The following is a 15,723-nucleotide window of genomic DNA, read 5'->3' on the forward strand; positions in this document are numbered from 1 at the left end:
CGCGCATGAACCCGCTGACCGCCCGCCTGTCCGAACTCGACCCCGAGGTGCACGCCGCGCTGCGCGCCGAACTGGCCCGTCAGCGGTCCACCCTGGAGATGATCGCCTCGGAGAACCTCGCGCCCGCCGCCGTCATGGAGGCCCAGGGCTCGGTGCTGACCAACAAGTACGCCGAGGGCTACCCCGGCCGCCGCTACTACGGCGGCTGCGAGCACGTCGACGTCACCGAGCGGCTCGCCGTCGAGCGCGTCAAGGCCCTCTTCGGCGCCGCGTACGCCAACGTCCAGCCGCACTCCGGGGCGCAGGCCAACACCGCCGTGCTCTTCGCCCTGCTGCGGCCCGGCGACACCGTGCTCGGGCTGGACCTCGCGCACGGCGGCCACCTCACGCACGGGATGCGGCTCAACTACTCCGGGAAGATGCTCGACGTCGTCCCGTACCACGTCTCCGCGACCGACCACCGGGTCGACATGGACGAGGTCGAGCGGCTCGCCAAGGAACACCGCCCGAAGATGATCATCGCGGGCTGGTCGGCGTACTCCCGGCAGCTGGACTTCGCCGCCTTCCGCCGCATCGCCGACGAGGTCGGGGCGCTGCTCCTGGTCGACATGGCGCACTTCGCGGGCCTGGTCGCCGCAGGGCTCCACCCGAACCCCGTCCCGTACGCCCACGTCACCACCACGACCACCCACAAGACGCTCGGCGGCCCGCGCGGGGGAGTGATCCTGACCGACGACGCGGACCTCGCCAAGAAGCTGAACTCGGCGGTCTTCCCCGGTATGCAGGGCGGCCCCCTGGAGCACGTGATCGCCGCGAAGGCGGTCTCCTTCAAGGTCGCCGCGGGGGAGGAGTTCAGGGAACGCCAGGCCCGCACCCTGGCCGGTGCCCGCATCCTGGCCGAGCGCCTGACACGGGACGACGCCGCGCGGGCGGGCGTGTCGGTGCTCACCGGAGGCACCGACGTGCACCTCGTCCTCGTCGACCTGCGTGCCTGCGCCCTCGACGGCCGTCAGGCCGAGGACCTGCTGCACTCGATCGGCGTCACCGTCAACCGCAACGCCGTCCCTTTCGACCCGCGCCCGCCCATGGTCACCTCGGGGCTGCGCATCGGCACGCCCGCCCTGGCCACCCGCGGTTTCACCGAGGACGACTTCGCCGAGGTCGCCGACGTCGTCGCGCTCGCAATGGGCCCCGCGCCCGACCTGCCCGCGCTGCGGGCCCGCACCGAGGCGCTCGCCGCCGCGCACCCGCTCTACCCGCACCTGCCGCAGGACGGAGACGACGCCCGATGACCCCGCGCACCCCGGGTGCCGACCTCCCCGAGCACCCGGAGTTCCTCTGGCGCACGCCCGAACCCAAGCGCTCCTACGACGTGGTCGTCGTCGGCGGCGGCGGGCACGGCCTGGCCACCGCGCACTACCTGGCGCGCAACCACGGCATCACCGACGTGGCCGTGCTGGAGAAGGGCTGGCTCGCGGGCGGCAACATGGCCCGCAACACCACGATCATCCGCTCCAACTACCTCTGGGACGAGAGCGCGGGCATCTACGAGCACGCCCTGAAGCTGTGGGAGGGCCTGGAGGAGGAACTGGACTACCCGATCCTGTTCTCCCAGCGCGGGGTCCTCAACCTCGCCCACAGCCTCCAGGACGTACGCGACGGCGTCCGCCGGGTCGAGGCCAACCGGCTGAACGGAGTCGACGCCCAGTGGCTCGACCCCGCGCAGGTGGAGGAGGTCTGCCCGATCGTCAACACCTCGCCGGACGTGCGGTATCCGGTGATGGGCGGGACCTACCAGCCCCGCGCGGGGATCGCCAAGCACGACCACGTGGCCTGGGGCCTGGCCCGCTCGGCCGACGCGGCCGGCATCGATCTCGTGCAGAACTGCGAGGTGACCGGCATCGACGTCCACGACGGACGGGTCACCGGCGTACGGACGAACCTCGGGCCCATCGCCGCGGGCAAGGTGGCGCTCTGCGCGGCCGGCCACACCTCGGTGCTGGCGCGGATGGCCGGTTTCGACCTGCCGCTGCAGAGCCACCCGCTGCAGGCGCTGGTGAGCGAACTCCTGGAGCCCGTGCACCCCACGGTCGTCATGTCCAACGCGGTGCACGTGTACGTCAGCCAGGCCCACAAGGGCGAACTGGTCATGGGCGCGGGCATCGACGCCTACAACTCCTACACCCAGCGCGGCGCGTTCCACGTCATCGAGCGGCAGATGGCCGCCGCGCTGGAACTCTTCCCGGTCTTCGCCCGCGCCCACCTGCTGCGCACCTGGGGCGGCATCGTCGACGTCAGCCCGGACGCCTCGCCGATCGTCGGCCTCACCCCGGTCCATGGCCTCTACCTCAACTGCGGCTGGGGCACCGGCGGTTTCAAGGCCACCCCCGGCGTGGGCTGGGTCTACGCGGACACCATCGCCCACGACAGCCCGCACGCCCTGGCCGCGCCCTTCTCGCTCGAACGATTCACCACCGGCGCGCTCGTCGACGAGCACGGCGCGGCCGCGGTCGCCCACTGAGGAGCCCGATCGATGCTGCTCATCCCCTGCCCCTGGTGCGGGCCCCGCGACGAGGCCGAGTTCCACTACGGCGGTCAGGCGCACCTCGCCTACCCGCGCGACCCGGCGGCCCTGACGGACGAGGAGTGGGCCCGCCACCTCTTCTTCCGCGACAACCCCAAGGGTCCCTTCGCCGAACGCTGGATGCACACCGCGGGCTGCCGCCGCTGGTTCGACGCGGTGCGCGACACGGCGACGAACCGCTTCGTCACCGGCGCGTCCGCCCCGGACCTCGGCCCGGCACCGGACCTCGGCGAGGCCGCGTCCCCGCCCGCCGGCCCGACGCCGTCCCGCGCGCCGGCCGCCCCGGCCCCCTCCCTGCGGCCCGCGCGTGACCCGGCACAGCCCTTCCGGCTCGCCGAGTGCGGGCGGATCGACCGCGCCACGCCCCTGACGTTCACCTTCGACGGCACCACGTACACCGGCTACCGCGGGGACACCCTCGCCTCCGCGCTGCTCGCCCACGGGGTCGTCGCCACCGGTACCGGCATCAGGCTGGGGCGTCCGCGCGGCATCTTCTCCGCCGGGGTGGAGGAGCCCAACGCCCTGGTGCAGATCGAGTTCCCGTTCCCCGAACCGATGCTGCCCGCGACGACCGTCGAGCTGTACGACGGCCTCGTGGCGACCGGCCTGCCCGGTCGGGGCCGGCTCGCCACCGAGCCCGACCCGGCCCGCTACGACGCCGTCCACGCCCACTGCGACCTGCTGGTCGTCGGCGCGGGCCCCACCGGGCTCGCGGCGGCGGCCGCGGCGGCCGGCAGCGGGGCGCGGGTGATCCTCGCCGACGACCAGCCGGAACCGGGCGGCAGCCTGCTCGGCAGCGGACGGCACCTGGACTGGGCCGCGGAGACCGAGGCCCTCCTCGCCGCCGAACCCGGGATGCGCGTCCTGCGCCGTACGACGGTTTTCGGCCACTACGACGACAACCACGTCCTCGCCGTCGAGCGGCGCACGAACCACCTCGGCGCCGCCGCCCCCGCCCGCGTGTCCCGCGAACGCGTCCACCGCGTCCGCGCCCGCCGGGTCGTCCTCGCCACCGGCGCGCACGAGCGTTCGCTGGCCTTCCCCGACAACGACCGTCCCGGCGTCATGCTGGCCGGCGCGGCCCGCGCCTACGTCCGCCGCTACGGCGTCGTACCCGGGCGCCGGGCCGTCGTGTTCACCACCAACGACAGCACCGGCGACGTCGTGCGCGACCTGGCCGCCGCCGGCGTGGAGATCGCGGCGGTGGTCGACGCGCGCGACGGCGCGTACGTCACCGGCACCGAGGGGTCGGACCGGCTGACGGCCGTCCTGGTGGGCGACCGGCGGATCGAGGCCGACCTGCTGCTGGTCTCGGGCGGCTGGAACCCCGTGGGCCACCTCTACAGCCAGGCGGGCGGTGCCCTGCGGTACGACGGGGCCCTCGGCACCTTCGTCCCGGTGCCCGGATCGACGCACCAGGCAGTGGAGTTCGCCGCCACACCCGCGGAGGGCGTGGCGGCCGCCGCCCGGGCGCTCGCGGCCGAGGGCTTCACGCCGGCGCGGCCCCTCGTCCCGCCGGCGGAGCCGGGACCCGGGCGCCCGCCAACCGCCCTCTTCGACGTCCCCGTCCCGGCCCCCGGCCCGCGCTTCGTCGACCTGCAGCGCGACGTCACCGTGGCCGACCTGGCGCGCGCGGCCGGTACGGGGATGCGCTCGGTGGAGCACACCAAGCGGTACACCACCGCGGGCACCGCGAACGACCAGGGGAAGACCTCCGGCGTCCTGGCCTCGGGCGTCGTCGCGGGCCTGCTCGGCGTGGAGGTGTCCGCGCTCGGCACGACGACGTACCGTCCCCCGTACGCGCCGGTGTCCTTCGCCGCGATCGCGGGCCGCGACCGGGGGGCGCTCCACGACCCGGTCCGGGTGACCGCGCTGCACGACCTCCACCTCGCCGGAGGCGCGGTCTTCGAGGACGTGGGGCAGTGGAAACGCCCCCGGTACTACCCGCGCCCCGGCGAGGACATGGCGGCGGCCGTCCTTCGCGAGTGCCGGGCCGCCCGCGAGGACGTGGCCTTCATGGACGCCTCGACCCTCGGCAAGATCGACGTCCAGGGCCCGGACGCGGCGGAGCTCCTGGACCGGCTCTACACCAACCTGATGTCCACCCTGCGCACGGGCATGATCCGCTACGGCGTCATGTGCCGCCAGGACGGCATGGTCTTCGACGACGGCACGGTCATCCGGCTCGCGGAGGACCGCTTCCTGGTCACGACGACCACGGGCAACGCCGCGGCCGTCCTGGACTGGATGGAGGAGTGGCTGCAGACCGAGTGGCCGGAACTGCGCGCCCATTGCACCTCGGTGACCGAGCAGTGGGCCACCGTCGCCCTCGTGGGCCCGCGCTCGCGCGAGGTGCTGGGCGCGCTCGCCCCCGGACTGGCCGTGGACAACGCCGACTTCCCCTTCATGGCCTGGCGCGACGCGACGGTGGCGGGGCTGCCGGCGAGGGTGTGCAGGATCAGCTTCTCCGGGGAGCTCGCGTACGAGATCAACGTATTGCCCTGGCGGGCGACGGCCCTGTGGGAGGCGGTGCGGGCCGCGGGCGCCACCCCGTACGGCACCGAGACGATGCACGTGCTGCGCGCCGAGAAGGGCTATCCGATCGTCGGCCAGGACACCGACGGCACGGTCACCCCGCAGGACCTCGGCATGGGCTGGGTCGTGTCGAAGAAGAAGCGCGACTTCATCGGCAAGCGGTCGCACGCCCGCACCGACACCGCACGCCCCGACCGCAAGCACCTCGTCGGCCTGCTGCCCGAGGACCCGGGCCTGCTGCTTCCGGAGGGCACCCACCTCGTCGCGGACCCGGTGCCGCCCGGACCGCCCGTCCCGGCGCTCGGCCACGTCAGTTCCAGCTACCGCAGTGCCGCCCTCGGCCGCACCTTCGCGCTCGCCCTGGTCAAGGGCGGCCGGGAGCGGGTGGGGGAGCGGCTGTACGCGCCCGTCGGCGACCGTCTGGTGCCCGTGACCGTCGCCTCCCCCGTCCTCTACGACCCCGAGGGGGCCCGCCGTGATGGCTGACACCGTCGCCCGGCTCAGTCCGCTGTCGGCCGCGGCCGGCCGGCTCGCCGCCGCGACCCGCGCCTCGGGAGGCGCCCTGCGCCTGGCCGAACTGCCCTTCCTCACGCAGATCGACCTGCGCCTGGACCCCGGGGGCCCGGCCGCCGAGGCCGCCGGGCTCGCCCTGGGCGCACCGCTGCCCCTGGAGCCCTGCACGGCCGTCCGCACCGGGGACCTGGCGGTCCTGTGGCTCGGCCCCGACCAGTGGCTGGTCGTCGGGCCGCCCGGCGCCCAGGAGGACTTGGAGGCCCGTCTGCGCAAGGCCGCGGGCGAGGCGCACGTCTCCGTCACCGACGTCTCCGCCCAGCGCACCACCTTGCTGGTCTCCGGCCCCCGCGCCCGCGACCTGCTGGCCCACGGCTGCTCGCTCGACCTGCACCCGCGGGCGTTCACCCCCGGCCGCTGCGCGCAGACCGCGCTGGCCCGCGCCCAGGTGGTGCTGGTGGCCAGGGAGGAGGTGCGGGCGGGCTTCTGGGTGCTGGTCCGCTCCTCCTTCGCCGGGTACCTCGCCGACTGGCTCCTGGACGCCGCCACGGAGTACGTGTGACGTGGGCCGCACGCCCCCCTCTTAACTTGAATCCCTGATGCGCATTATCTAGCCTCAAGGTATGCGCCTGACGAAGTCCACCGACCTCGCGCTCCGCGCGGTGATGGCCCTGTCCGTCAAGGACGAGCCGTCCACCGCCCGGGACGTGGCCGAGGCGATGCGGGTCCCGTACTCGCACCTGGCCAAGGTGGTGGCCCGGCTGCAGCACCTTGGGGTCGTCGAGACCCGCCGGGGGCGCGGCGGTGGCCTGGAGCTCACCGCCGCCGGGCGGACGGCCTCGGTCGGCCGCCTGGTGCGGGAGCTGGAGGGTGTCGGCGACGTCGTGGACTGCGAGGGCGAGACGCCCTGTCCGCTCGCCGGTGCCTGCCGGCTGCGTGGCGCGCTGCGCCGGGCGCAGGAGGCCTTCTACGCCTCCCTGGACCCGCTCACCGTCGCGGATCTGACCGCCGCGCCCACCGGACCCGTCCTGGTGGGGCTGGTCGGCTCCGGCCCGCCCGGTCCGCGGGGCTGACCCGGCCCGTCCGAACCGACCGCCCGCCGAGGGTGGGCCTTCGTACGTCCTTTAATGCGAGTATCAGATACCAATTAGGGAGCCCGTCCATGCTCAGCGAGAAGTCCGCAGCGACCGTCCGCGCCACCCTGCCCGCCGTCGGCGGCGCGATCTCCGAGATCACCGCGCTCTTCTACGACCGGCTCTTCGCCGCCCACCCCGAGTTGCTGAGGGACCTGTTCAACCGCGGCAACCAGGCGGCCGGCACGCAGCGCGAGGCGCTCGCCGGAGCCATCGCGCACTTCGCCACCGTCCTGGTCGAGCACCCCGGACAGCGCCCCGACGCGATGCTCTCCCGCATCGCCCACAAGCACGCGTCGCTCGGCATCACCCCGGGCCAGTACCACGTCGTGCAGGAGCACCTCTTCGCCGCCATCGCCGAAGTGCTGGGCGACGCCGTCACCGAGGAGGTCGCCGCCGCCTGGGACGAGGTCTACTGGCTGATGGCGAACGCCCTCATCGCCATCGAGCAGCGGCTGTACGCCGAGCACGGCGTCCTCGCCGGGGACACCTGGCGCCCCTGGGAGGTCGCCGGGAAGGTGCAGGAGACCGAGGACGTCGTCTCCCTCCGGCTCCGTCCCGCGGACGGCCTGCCGCTGCCCGACTTCGGCCCCGGCCAGTACGTCTCGGTGCGCGTCGAACTCCCCGACGGCGCCCGGCAGATCCGGCAGTACAGCCTCTCCGGCGCCCCCGGCGACACCACCCGGCAGATCACCGTCAAGCGCGAGCGCGGCGTCGCCGGGGACCCGGCCGGCGAAGTCTCAGGCCACCTCCACGACCACGTGGGTGAGGGCGCCCTGGTCGAGCTGTCGGCCCCCTACGGCGACATCGTCCTCCACGACGACGGCGGGCCCCTGCTGCTCGCCTCGGCCGGCATCGGCTGCACCCCGATGCTCGCCATGCTGCACCGGCTCGCCGGCGACGGCTACGGCGCCCCCGTGACCGTCGTCCACGGCGACCGCACGCCGCGGCACCACGCCCACGCCGCCGACCACCGCGCCCTGACCGAGAAGCTCCCCGGGGGCAGCGCCCACTTCTGGTACGAGGCCCCGGGCACCGACGCCGTCCCCGGCGACCGCACCGGCCGGGTCGACCTGTCAGGCGTCGACCTGCCGGACGGCCTGCGGGCCTACCTGTGCGGCCCGCTGCCCTTCATGCGCGCCGTGCGCAGCCAGCTCATCGAACGCGGCGTGCCCGCCGCGGACGTGCACTACGAGGTCTTCGGCCCCGACCTGTGGCTGGCCCGCGGCTGACCGGCCACACTGGTCGGATGGCGGACAAGGCGGTCAAGCGCAGCGCGGGGATCCTGCTCTTCCGCGGCACCTCGCGCGGCGCGCCCGATGTGCTGCTGGCCCACATGGGCGGCCCGTTCTGGTCCTCCAAGGACGCCGGGGCCTGGACCATCCCCAAGGGCGAGTACGAGCCCGACGAGACCGCCGAGGCGGCCGCCCGGCGCGAGTTCCTGGAGGAACTGGGCCTGCCCGTGCCGCCGGGCGAGCTGCTGCCGCTCGGCGAGAACCTGCAGCCCAACGGGAAGGTCGTGACCGTCTGGGCGCTGGAGGGCGACCTCGACACCGGCCTCGTGGTGCCCGGGACCTTCTCCATGGAGTGGCCCCGGGGCTCAGGCCGGGTCCGGGAGTTCCCCGAGGTCGACCGGGCCGCGTGGTTCCCGCTCGGCCCGGCCGCCCACGGGAAGATCCTCTCCGCCCAGCGGACGTTCCTCGACCGGCTGTGCCGGCTGCTCGACGGGGGCGGCGCCGGCGGAGCCGGTCAGGGGGCCGGAGAGGCGTAGATCGACTCGATCTGCGCCGCGTACTCGCTGACGATCGTGTTCCTGCGGAGCTTCAGCGAGGGCGTCAGCATCCCGTTCTCCACCGAGAACTCGTGCGGCAGGATGCGGAACGCCCGGATCGACTCGGCCCGCGAGACCGCCGCGTTGGCCATCGACACCGCGCGCTGGACCTCGGCGTGCACGTCCGGCTCGGCCATCGCGGTCCGCAGCTGGACGGCCTCCCGGTCCAGGGTGATCAACGCCGCGACGAAGGGCCTGTTGTCGCCGACCACGATGCACTGCGAGACCAGCGGGTGCGCGCGCAGCCGCTCCTCCAGCACCAGCGGCGCCACGCTCTTGCCGCCGCTGGTGATGATGATGTCCTTCTTCCGCCCGGTGATCGTCAGGTACCCGTCCGGGTCGAGCGAGCCCATGTCGCCGGTGGCCATCCAGCCGCCGCGGCGCCACACCTCGTGGTTCGCGACCGGGTCGGCGTGGTAGCCGGCGAAGACCGTCGTCCCCCGCACCAGCACCTCGCCGTCCGGTGCGATCCGCACCGCGCTGCCCGGCAGCGGCCGGCCCACGGTGCCGAAGCGCACCTTCCCCAGCGGCTGCGCGGTCACCGCGGCCGTGGTCTCGGTCAGCCCGTACCCGTCGTAGATGGTGAGCCCGGCACCCGCGAACAGCAGCGCCAGTTCCCGGCTGAGCGGGGACCCGCCCGAGACGGTGTAGTGCACGCGCCCGCCCAGCACGTCCCGGATCCGCCCGTAGACCATCCGGTCGAACGCCGAGTGCGCCGCCCGCAGCAGCGGTCCCGGCCCCGGACCCGAGCCCAGCGCGTGCCGCTCCACGGCCTCGGCGTAGCGCACCGCCACGTCCGCCGCCCGGTCGAAGACATGGGCCTTGCCGCCGCGGGCGGCGGTGTTCCGCGCACCCTGGATGATCTTCTCGTAGACGTACGGGACGGCGAGCAGGATGGTCGGCCGGAAGGAACGGAACGCCGGGAGGAGTTCGCCCGGCGTCAGGTCGGGCTGGTGACCGAGCAGCACGCCCCCGCGCACCGCGCAGGTGGTCACCATCAGCCCGTAGATGTGCGACATGGGCAGGAACGCCAGCACCGACGGCCGCACCCCCGGCGGGGCGAAGATCGAGCCGTACCCGGCCAGCAGCGTGTCGCACTCGGCGGCGAGGTTGGCGTGGGTGATCAGGCAGCCCCTGGGCGGCCCCGTGGTGCCCGAGGTGTAGGCGATCACCGCCACCGACTGCGGCTCGACCGCCCAGCGCAACTGGTCGAGCATCACCGGGTGGACCTGCCGGCCCAGCGCCGCCAGCCACGGGACGCACCCCGCGTCCAGCTGCCAGATCCGGCGCAGCGCGGGCAGCGTGTCGCAGACGGCGCCCACCGTCATGGCGTGGTCCTCGTGCTCGACGACGACCGCGACCGCCCCGGAGTCGGCGAGGATCCAGCGGACCTGCTCGGCCGAGGAGGTGGGATAGACGGGGACGATCCGGGCGCCCACCGACCACAGCGCGTAGGAGAACAGCGTCCACTCGTACCGGGTGCGGGCCATCACCGCCACCGGCTCGCCGAAGCGGACACCGTCCGCCACCAGACCGCGGGCCAGTTCGGCCACCTCGTCGCGGAAGGCCGCGGCGCCGACCTCCTGCCAGCGATCGCCCTCGTGCCCCTCCCGCCGGGCCAGGACGGCCGAGTCCGGGCGCCTGTCGGCCGCGTCGTACACCGAGTCGGCGAGTCCCCCCGACCGCAGTTGCTCCGCCCGGGGCGGAAGGCTGAACTCGCGCACGGCGCCCCTTCCCCGAGCCTGTGCCACGCCGCGGCGAGGCGGCAGGCAGGGAAGATATCCGGCTATTGGTCCACGTGCCTAGAGGTGGGGCGGAAGCGGCAGTCACTGACGCGAACGGGTACCTCGGGGCCGGTGGTTCGCGCCGACTACCATGGCCTTATCAGGCGCGTACCCCGACCGGGACGCGACCGTCCGCATCAGGAGTGTGAGCCGTGCTGCGCACCATGTTCAAGTCCAAGGTCCACCGTGCCACCGTGACCGAGGCCGACCTGCACTACGTCGGCTCCGTCACCGTAGACGCCGATCTGATGGACGCCGCCGACCTATTGCCCGGCGAGCTGGTCCACATCGTGGACATCACCAACGGCGCCCGACTGGAGACCTACGTCATCGAGGGCCGCCGCGGCTCCGGGGTGATCGGCATCAACGGTGCCGCCGCGCACCTGGTGCACCCCGGGGACCTGGTCATCCTGATCAGCTACGCGCAGGTCGACGACGCGGAGGCCCGCGCGCTGCGGCCGCGGGTGGTGCACGTCGACGCCGACAACAGGATCGTCGCGCTGGGCGCCGACGCCTCCGAGCCGGTCCCCGGGAGCGGAACCCAGGCGAGCCCGAACGCGGTGCCGGTCGGCTGAACGTCCGTACGAGTGGCTGTGCTATTGTCCGGATCCAACTTCGAGGTATCCGTCCAGGTGGGGTCCGGTGGTCACGGGCCTCGCCGGGACCGGGAGCGTGGCGTGCTGCCGTCGTCCTCCCACAGCATTCCTCGGGCCTGACGCATCAGCAGTTCACCGGGCTCCGGCGGATCGCTGGGCTGCCACGGATCTCCGTGACGGGCCCGGACACTGTCGCTCTCGGGGGTGGGCGATGAGAGCACACTTTTGTTCGGCCCGAAAGGAACTGAGTCCCATGCACGCTGGCAGAACTGCCAGGCTGCGTACCGTGTCCCTGGTGGTCCTCACCTTCTCCCTGACGGCAGCGGCCACCGGCTGCGGCGGCGATTCGGGCGGGCAGGGCGGCGAAGTCACGGTGGGCATCGCCCTTCCCACCAAGAAGCAGACCCGCTGGATCGCCGACGGCGACAACATGTCCAAGCTGTTCAAGGCCCAGGGGTACAAGACCGACCTGCAGTACGCCGACGACAAGGTCAACACGCAGGTCGACCAGGTCGAGGCGATGATCGACCGGGGCGACAAGCTCCTGATCATCGGAGCGGTCGACGGATTCGAGCTCGGCGACGCCCTCCAGAAGGCGTCGAGGGCGGGTGTCAAGGTCATCGCCTACGACCGCCTCCTGCTGGGCTCCAGCAACGTCGACTACTACGCGAGCTTCAACAACACCCAGGTCGGCACGATCCAGGGCAAGTACATCGAGCAGAAGCTCGGGTTGAAGTCCGGCAACGGGCCCTACAACCTCGAGGTCTTCGCCGGCGACCCCGACGACAACAACGCCTCGTTCTTCTTCAAGGGCGCGATGGACGTCCTCCAGGACTACATCGACAAGGGCCAGCTGGTCGTGAAGAGCGACCAGACCCGCCTGAGCCAGGTGGCGACGTTCCACTGGGACGCGGCGATCGCCACCGAGACGATGGCGACCCGGCTGAAGAACCACTACAAGGGCAGCTCCACCGTGGACGCCGTCCTCGCCCCCAACGACGGCATCGCCCGCGGCGTCATCCAGGCGCTGAAGGCCGCCGGCTACGGCACCACGGCCAAGCCGATGCCGGTCATCACCGGCCAGGACGCCGAGGTCGACTCGGTGAAGGAGATCATCAAGGGCGAGCAGTCCATGACGGTCTACAAGGACACCCGCAAGCTCGCGGCCCGCGCGGTCCAGATGGCCCAGGACATCCTCAGCGGCAGGCGGCCTGAGATCAACGACAACTCGACGTACGACAACGGCAACAAGGTCGTGCCGTCGTACCTGATCTCCCCGGTCGGCGTCGACAAGCTCAACTACGAGAAGCTGCTGGTCAAGAGCGGCTACATCAACGCGTCCGACCTCGGCTGACGCAAAGCGCACGTACGCGGGGCCGGGAGGAACACAACGTTCCTCCCGGCCCTCGTCGTACCCGGCGGCAGCCCCGCGTCAGATGAGCACGTTCAGCGAACCCGAGCTGTACAGGCCGCCGTAGCCGCGGCCGGACTTGTCACCGAACCCGTAGTCGAAGTCGTTGTGGCCCTTGCCGAGACCGAGGGCGTGGACGCCGTTGCCGAACCCAACGCCATAGCCATAGCTCACGCTGTACTTGTAGCTGAAGCTGAACCGGTAGCCGTGCTTGTTGCACTGCTTCTTGTGGTGCTTCTTGTACTTCTTGTGGTGGCCCTTGTCGTGGCCCTTTCCGCCCTTGTTGCCCTTCTTGCCCTTGTTGTCCTTTCCGCTCTTGCCCGTGCTGCCCTTGCTGCTGCCCTTCCCGTTGTTGTCGTCCTTGTCCTTGTAGGTCGCGTTGTCTCCGTTGTCGCTGTTGTTCCCGTTGCCGCCCTTACCGCCTCCCTTTCCGCCCTTGCCCCCGCCGTTGTCGTTGCCGTTGTCGTCATCGTCGTCGTCGCCGTTGTCGCCGCCGCGACCGCTGGCGCCGTTGTCGTTCCAGTCGGAACGGCCGCCCCCGCCCCCGCCGCGGCCGTTGTCGCCGTAGCCGCCGTCGTCGTCGCCGTTGCCCCGGCCTCCGCCACCGCTGCCGCCGCGGCCGTTGTCGCCGTAGCCGCCGTCGTCGTCGCCGTTGCCCCGGCCTCCGCCACCGCCGCCCCCGCCACCGCTGCCGCCGCGGCCGTTGTCGCCGTAGCCGCCGTCGTCGTCGCCGTTGTCCCCGCCTCCGCCCCCGCCGCCGCGGCCGTTGCCGCCGCCTCCGCCGCGGCCACTGTCGCTGTCGCCGTAGCCGTTGTTCCCGTTGTCCCCGCCGTTGTCGCCGTAGCCGTTGTCGTCGTCGCCGTAGTCGTCGCTGCCCTTGCTGTAGGAGCCGTTCCCGCCGTCGTCGCTGGCCGCCGTGGCGACGGCGCTGCCGGTCGAGGCGGCCAAGAGGCCGGTGGCAAGAAGTCCGGTCGCGACGCCGAGAGCGGTGCGGCGCATCAGACTGGTTCGCATGAGTGTCCTTCCTTCGGACGGGTGGCGGACGGCGGTCGCCGCCGCCCCTGCGATCCAGTCGTACGTCGCGCGGTCAACGGCCGCCCGTCGAGCGGAGCGTCCGGGCGACAGCGTGGCCAAGGAAGTGACGCAGTGCCACGAGGTACGGAACGTCAGTCCCCGCTGAGCAACAGCGTGTCGAGACCGCGTACCAGACCCCGGCGTGTCGCGGCCGCGCGAGCGGCGAGCAGGGTCCCCGCGACGTAGGGGGCGGGGGAGGTGCCCGCCTCGTGACGGATCACCAGGCGCTCGTCGGGCAGCCCGAACTGCGCCTCCACGGCGAGGGTGTAGCCCGGCAACCGCAGTGAGTGGACCTGCGTGCCCGCGATCGACGCGCCGCGGGCCTCGGGGTGCCCCGCCGTGCGTCCCGGGTCCACGGCGTACTCGGGCCGCCGTACGGCGCCCAGTTGTTCGGCGAGTTCGCGCGCGGTGCCGCTGGGGGCGTCGGGCTTGGTCGCGGAGGCGTAGTCGAGGATCTCCCAGTGCGGCAGGTGACGGGCGGCCAGCCGGGCGCAGGCCTGCGCCATGGCCGCGGTCAGTGAGAAGTTCCCCGAGGCCACCACGCCGACACCGTGCTCCTCGGCCAGCGCGGCGATCTCCTCGTAGTCCGCGCCGGACAGGCCCGACGAGCCGACCACGACGTTGACCCCGCGGACCACGGCGGTGCGCACATGACGCCCGACCGCGGTGTGCGAGGTGTAGTCGATCAGCACGTCCACGCCGTCCAGAGCGTCGTCGACCGTGCTGAAGACGGGCACCCCGAGTTCCGGACCGCCCCACACCGCCCCGAGGTCCGCGCCGGCCGCCGACCGAGCCACCGCCGTCCGCAGCCGCAGGTCCCCGGAGTCCAGGACGGCACGCGCGACCGCCTCCCCGGTCCAGCCGGTCGCCCCGGCGACGCACACGTTCAGCAGGTCCATCCCACCAGCATGAGGCATGATCACCGTCCTTCCCGCCCGGAACCGGTCCCACCGGGGGACCTCAGGCGCAGCCGGGCGGCGGCGGAGCGGGCCTGACGGCGCATCCGGCCGGGCAGCGTCGTCGAGTGCGGCGCGGCGGCGACGAGCTGCTCCGACAGCCACAGCGAGCGCTTCTCCAGGTCCAGCTCGTCCAGCAGCCGGTCGATGTTGGCCAGCAGCGCCCCGTACAGGTCCCAGCTCTCCCAGCGCCGTTCCGTCTCCGCCCGCAGCAGCGCCGCGATCCGGTCCCGTTCCTCCCGGCCGCGCCGCAGCGCGTCCTCCAGCCGGGCCTCCGCCTGGTCCGCGCCCTCCGTGACCTGGGCGGCGATCAGCCGGCCGTAGCTGTCGACGGCGTCGGCCATGTCGGCGAACAACTCGTCGATGCCGGAGGCGAGCTCGCCGGTGAACAGCGGCTCCCGCGCCCCGCGCTCGCGGTCCAGCTCCGTCAGCGAGCGGCACAGCGTCCGCAGCAGCACGGTCGACACCTCCAGGGTGTCCAGCCCGCTGCGCAGGAGGAGCCGGGCCATCGCGCCCTCCGCCGGCTTCACCCGCGGGTTGAGCCGTGTCCCCTCCTCCGCCCTGCGCAGCGAGGCGTCGAACCGTGCGATCTCGTTGTCCAGCCGGCGTGCGTCCATCAGCCAGGAGCGGGCCTGCCCGGCGGTGGCGCCGTCGCGCACCTCCCGCCCCATACGGAGCATCAGCGCCCGCATGTGCTCGGCCAGCTCCCGCACCGCGTCACCGGCCGGCTCCACGAAGGCGGGGGGCGGCACGACGACGTTCAGCAGCACCCCGACGACCGCCCCGACCAGGGTCTCCAGGATGCGGTCCAGCGCCTCGCCGGAGGGGGCGGGGACGGCCAGGATGAGCATCGCGCTGATCGCCACCTCGGCCACGAACTCGTCCACGCGGATGAAGTGACCGATCACCAGCGACGCCAGGATGATCAGCCCGAGGCTCCACCAGGTCAGCCCGATCAGCTCCGCGAAGCCGACCGCGATGAGGACGCCCGCCACCACGCTGACCACCCGTCGGACGCCCGTGGTCACCGTCGTGTAGAGCGTCACCTGCACCACGAGCAGGGCCGTCAGCGGAGCCGTCAGCGGCGCGGGGTTGGGCAGCAGCCAGACGGCCACGGCGTACGACAGCACCGCGGCCACGGTGGAGCGCACCGTCTGCACGACGATCGGGTCGTTGTTGCGCCGCAGGAGGTCGGAGAGCGGGGCGGGGAGGACGCCGGGCACCCTGCCAGTCTCCCCACGCGCGGGACGCCGGCACCGGTCGGCGGCACGGGTTGCGCCGACCGCGTGAATACCCGGCCCCGACACGC

At 73.0% G+C, this 15,723-nt stretch carries 13 protein-coding genes; 9 read left to right on the forward strand and 4 right to left on the reverse strand.

Annotation, left to right across the window (positions count from 1 at the left end; translation table 11 throughout):
* The first annotated feature begins 5 nt into the window (after nt 1–5).
* The 7 genes from glyA (at nt 6) to PV410_RS07515 (ending at nt 8,533) form a co-directional block, all read left to right on the forward strand.
* Nucleotides 6–1,292: a serine hydroxymethyltransferase gene (gene glyA / locus PV410_RS07485; protein ID WP_500323103.1), complete on the forward strand. Its 1,287-nt coding sequence runs from the start codon at nt 6–8 to the stop codon at nt 1,290–1,292.
* Complete coding sequence (locus tag PV410_RS07490; protein WP_500323105.1) at nt 1,289–2,521, forward strand: sarcosine oxidase subunit beta family protein; 1,233 nt, start codon at nt 1,289–1,291, stop codon at nt 2,519–2,521. The genes glyA and PV410_RS07490 overlap by 4 nt, the downstream gene beginning before the upstream one ends.
* 12 nt (nt 2,522–2,533) lie before the next feature.
* Entirely contained in the window at nt 2,534–5,605 is a 3,072-nt protein-coding gene (locus tag PV410_RS07495; protein ID WP_500323107.1) for a sarcosine oxidase subunit delta, read from the forward strand.
* Nucleotides 5,598–6,191 carry a sarcosine oxidase subunit gamma gene (locus tag PV410_RS07500; protein WP_500323108.1) on the forward strand — a complete coding sequence of 198 codons (594 nt, stop codon included), beginning with the start codon at nt 5,598–5,600 and terminating at the stop codon, nt 6,189–6,191. Before PV410_RS07495 ends, PV410_RS07500 begins: the two co-directional genes overlap by 8 nt.
* Before the next feature lie 61 nt (nt 6,192–6,252).
* Nucleotides 6,253–6,702 carry an RrF2 family transcriptional regulator gene (locus PV410_RS07505; RefSeq protein WP_500323110.1) on the forward strand — a complete coding sequence of 150 codons (450 nt, stop codon included), beginning with the start codon at nt 6,253–6,255 and terminating at the stop codon, nt 6,700–6,702.
* An 89-nt stretch (nt 6,703–6,791) separates the two neighbouring features.
* Nucleotides 6,792–7,994: a globin domain-containing protein gene (locus PV410_RS07510; protein ID WP_500323111.1), complete on the forward strand. Its 1,203-nt coding sequence runs from the start codon at nt 6,792–6,794 to the stop codon at nt 7,992–7,994.
* A gap of 17 nt (nt 7,995–8,011) precedes the next feature.
* On the forward strand, nt 8,012–8,533 hold the full coding sequence (locus tag PV410_RS07515) for an NUDIX hydrolase (RefSeq protein ID WP_500323112.1): 522 nt from the start codon (nt 8,012–8,014) through the stop codon (nt 8,531–8,533).
* On the opposite strand, the gene PV410_RS07520 is transcribed toward PV410_RS07515, so the two are convergent.
* Complete coding sequence (locus PV410_RS07520) at nt 8,512–10,317, reverse strand: AMP-dependent synthetase/ligase (RefSeq protein WP_500323114.1); 1,806 nt, start codon at nt 10,315–10,317, stop codon at nt 8,512–8,514. The two genes, PV410_RS07515 and PV410_RS07520, sit on opposite strands and share 22 nt — an antisense overlap.
* A gap of 212 nt (nt 10,318–10,529) precedes the next feature.
* Between PV410_RS07520 and panD the strand changes: the two genes are divergently transcribed.
* Both panD and chvE read left to right on the forward strand, forming a co-directional pair.
* Complete coding sequence (panD, locus tag PV410_RS07525) at nt 10,530–10,952, forward strand: aspartate 1-decarboxylase (protein WP_499515347.1); 423 nt, start codon at nt 10,530–10,532, stop codon at nt 10,950–10,952.
* 274 nt (nt 10,953–11,226) lie between these two features.
* Nucleotides 11,227–12,327 carry a multiple monosaccharide ABC transporter substrate-binding protein gene (gene chvE / locus PV410_RS07530; RefSeq protein ID WP_500323116.1) on the forward strand — a complete coding sequence of 367 codons (1,101 nt, stop codon included), beginning with the start codon at nt 11,227–11,229 and terminating at the stop codon, nt 12,325–12,327.
* A 78-nt stretch (nt 12,328–12,405) separates the two neighbouring features.
* Here the strand turns inward: chvE and PV410_RS07535 are convergent, their stop codons facing one another.
* From PV410_RS07535 to PV410_RS07545, 3 genes are all read right to left on the reverse strand, one after another.
* Nucleotides 12,406–13,398, reverse strand: a complete 993-nt coding sequence (locus tag PV410_RS07535; protein ID WP_500323117.1) for a hypothetical protein — start codon at nt 13,396–13,398, stop codon at nt 12,406–12,408.
* 152 nt (nt 13,399–13,550) lie between these two features.
* Nucleotides 13,551–14,357, reverse strand: a complete 807-nt coding sequence (gene dapB, locus PV410_RS07540; RefSeq protein WP_500323118.1) for a 4-hydroxy-tetrahydrodipicolinate reductase — start codon at nt 14,355–14,357, stop codon at nt 13,551–13,553.
* Between the two features lie 20 nt (nt 14,358–14,377).
* Nucleotides 14,378–15,637, reverse strand: coding sequence for an FUSC family protein (locus PV410_RS07545; RefSeq protein WP_500323120.1), 1,260 nt, complete (start codon nt 15,635–15,637; stop codon nt 14,378–14,380).
* Nucleotides 15,638–15,723 lie beyond the last annotated feature (86 nt).

The sequence above is a fragment of the Streptomyces sp. PA03-5A genome (assembly GCF_033792725.1).
Taxonomy (GTDB): domain Bacteria; phylum Actinomycetota; class Actinomycetes; order Streptomycetales; family Streptomycetaceae; genus Actinacidiphila.

Excerpts from the sequence above, each read along its gene's own strand:
- glyA (WP_500323103.1), top strand. The coding sequence starts at position 6 with ATGAACCCGCTGACCGCCCGCCTGTCCGAACTCGACCCCGAGGTGCAC.
- PV410_RS07490 (WP_500323105.1), top strand. The coding sequence starts at position 1,289 with ATGACCCCGCGCACCCCGGGTGCCGACCTCCCCGAGCACCCGGAGTTC.
- PV410_RS07495 (WP_500323107.1), top strand. The coding sequence starts at position 2,534 with ATGCTGCTCATCCCCTGCCCCTGGTGCGGGCCCCGCGACGAGGCCGAG.
- PV410_RS07500 (WP_500323108.1), top strand. The coding sequence starts at position 5,598 with ATGGCTGACACCGTCGCCCGGCTCAGTCCGCTGTCGGCCGCGGCCGGC.
- PV410_RS07505 (WP_500323110.1), top strand. The coding sequence starts at position 6,253 with ATGCGCCTGACGAAGTCCACCGACCTCGCGCTCCGCGCGGTGATGGCC.
- PV410_RS07510 (WP_500323111.1), top strand. The coding sequence starts at position 6,792 with ATGCTCAGCGAGAAGTCCGCAGCGACCGTCCGCGCCACCCTGCCCGCC.
- PV410_RS07515 (WP_500323112.1), top strand. The coding sequence starts at position 8,012 with ATGGCGGACAAGGCGGTCAAGCGCAGCGCGGGGATCCTGCTCTTCCGC.
- chvE (WP_500323116.1), top strand. The coding sequence starts at position 11,227 with ATGCACGCTGGCAGAACTGCCAGGCTGCGTACCGTGTCCCTGGTGGTC.
- PV410_RS07535 (WP_500323117.1), bottom strand. The coding sequence starts at position 13,398 with ATGCGAACCAGTCTGATGCGCCGCACCGCTCTCGGCGTCGCGACCGGA.
- dapB (WP_500323118.1), bottom strand. The coding sequence starts at position 14,357 with ATGGACCTGCTGAACGTGTGCGTCGCCGGGGCGACCGGCTGGACCGGG.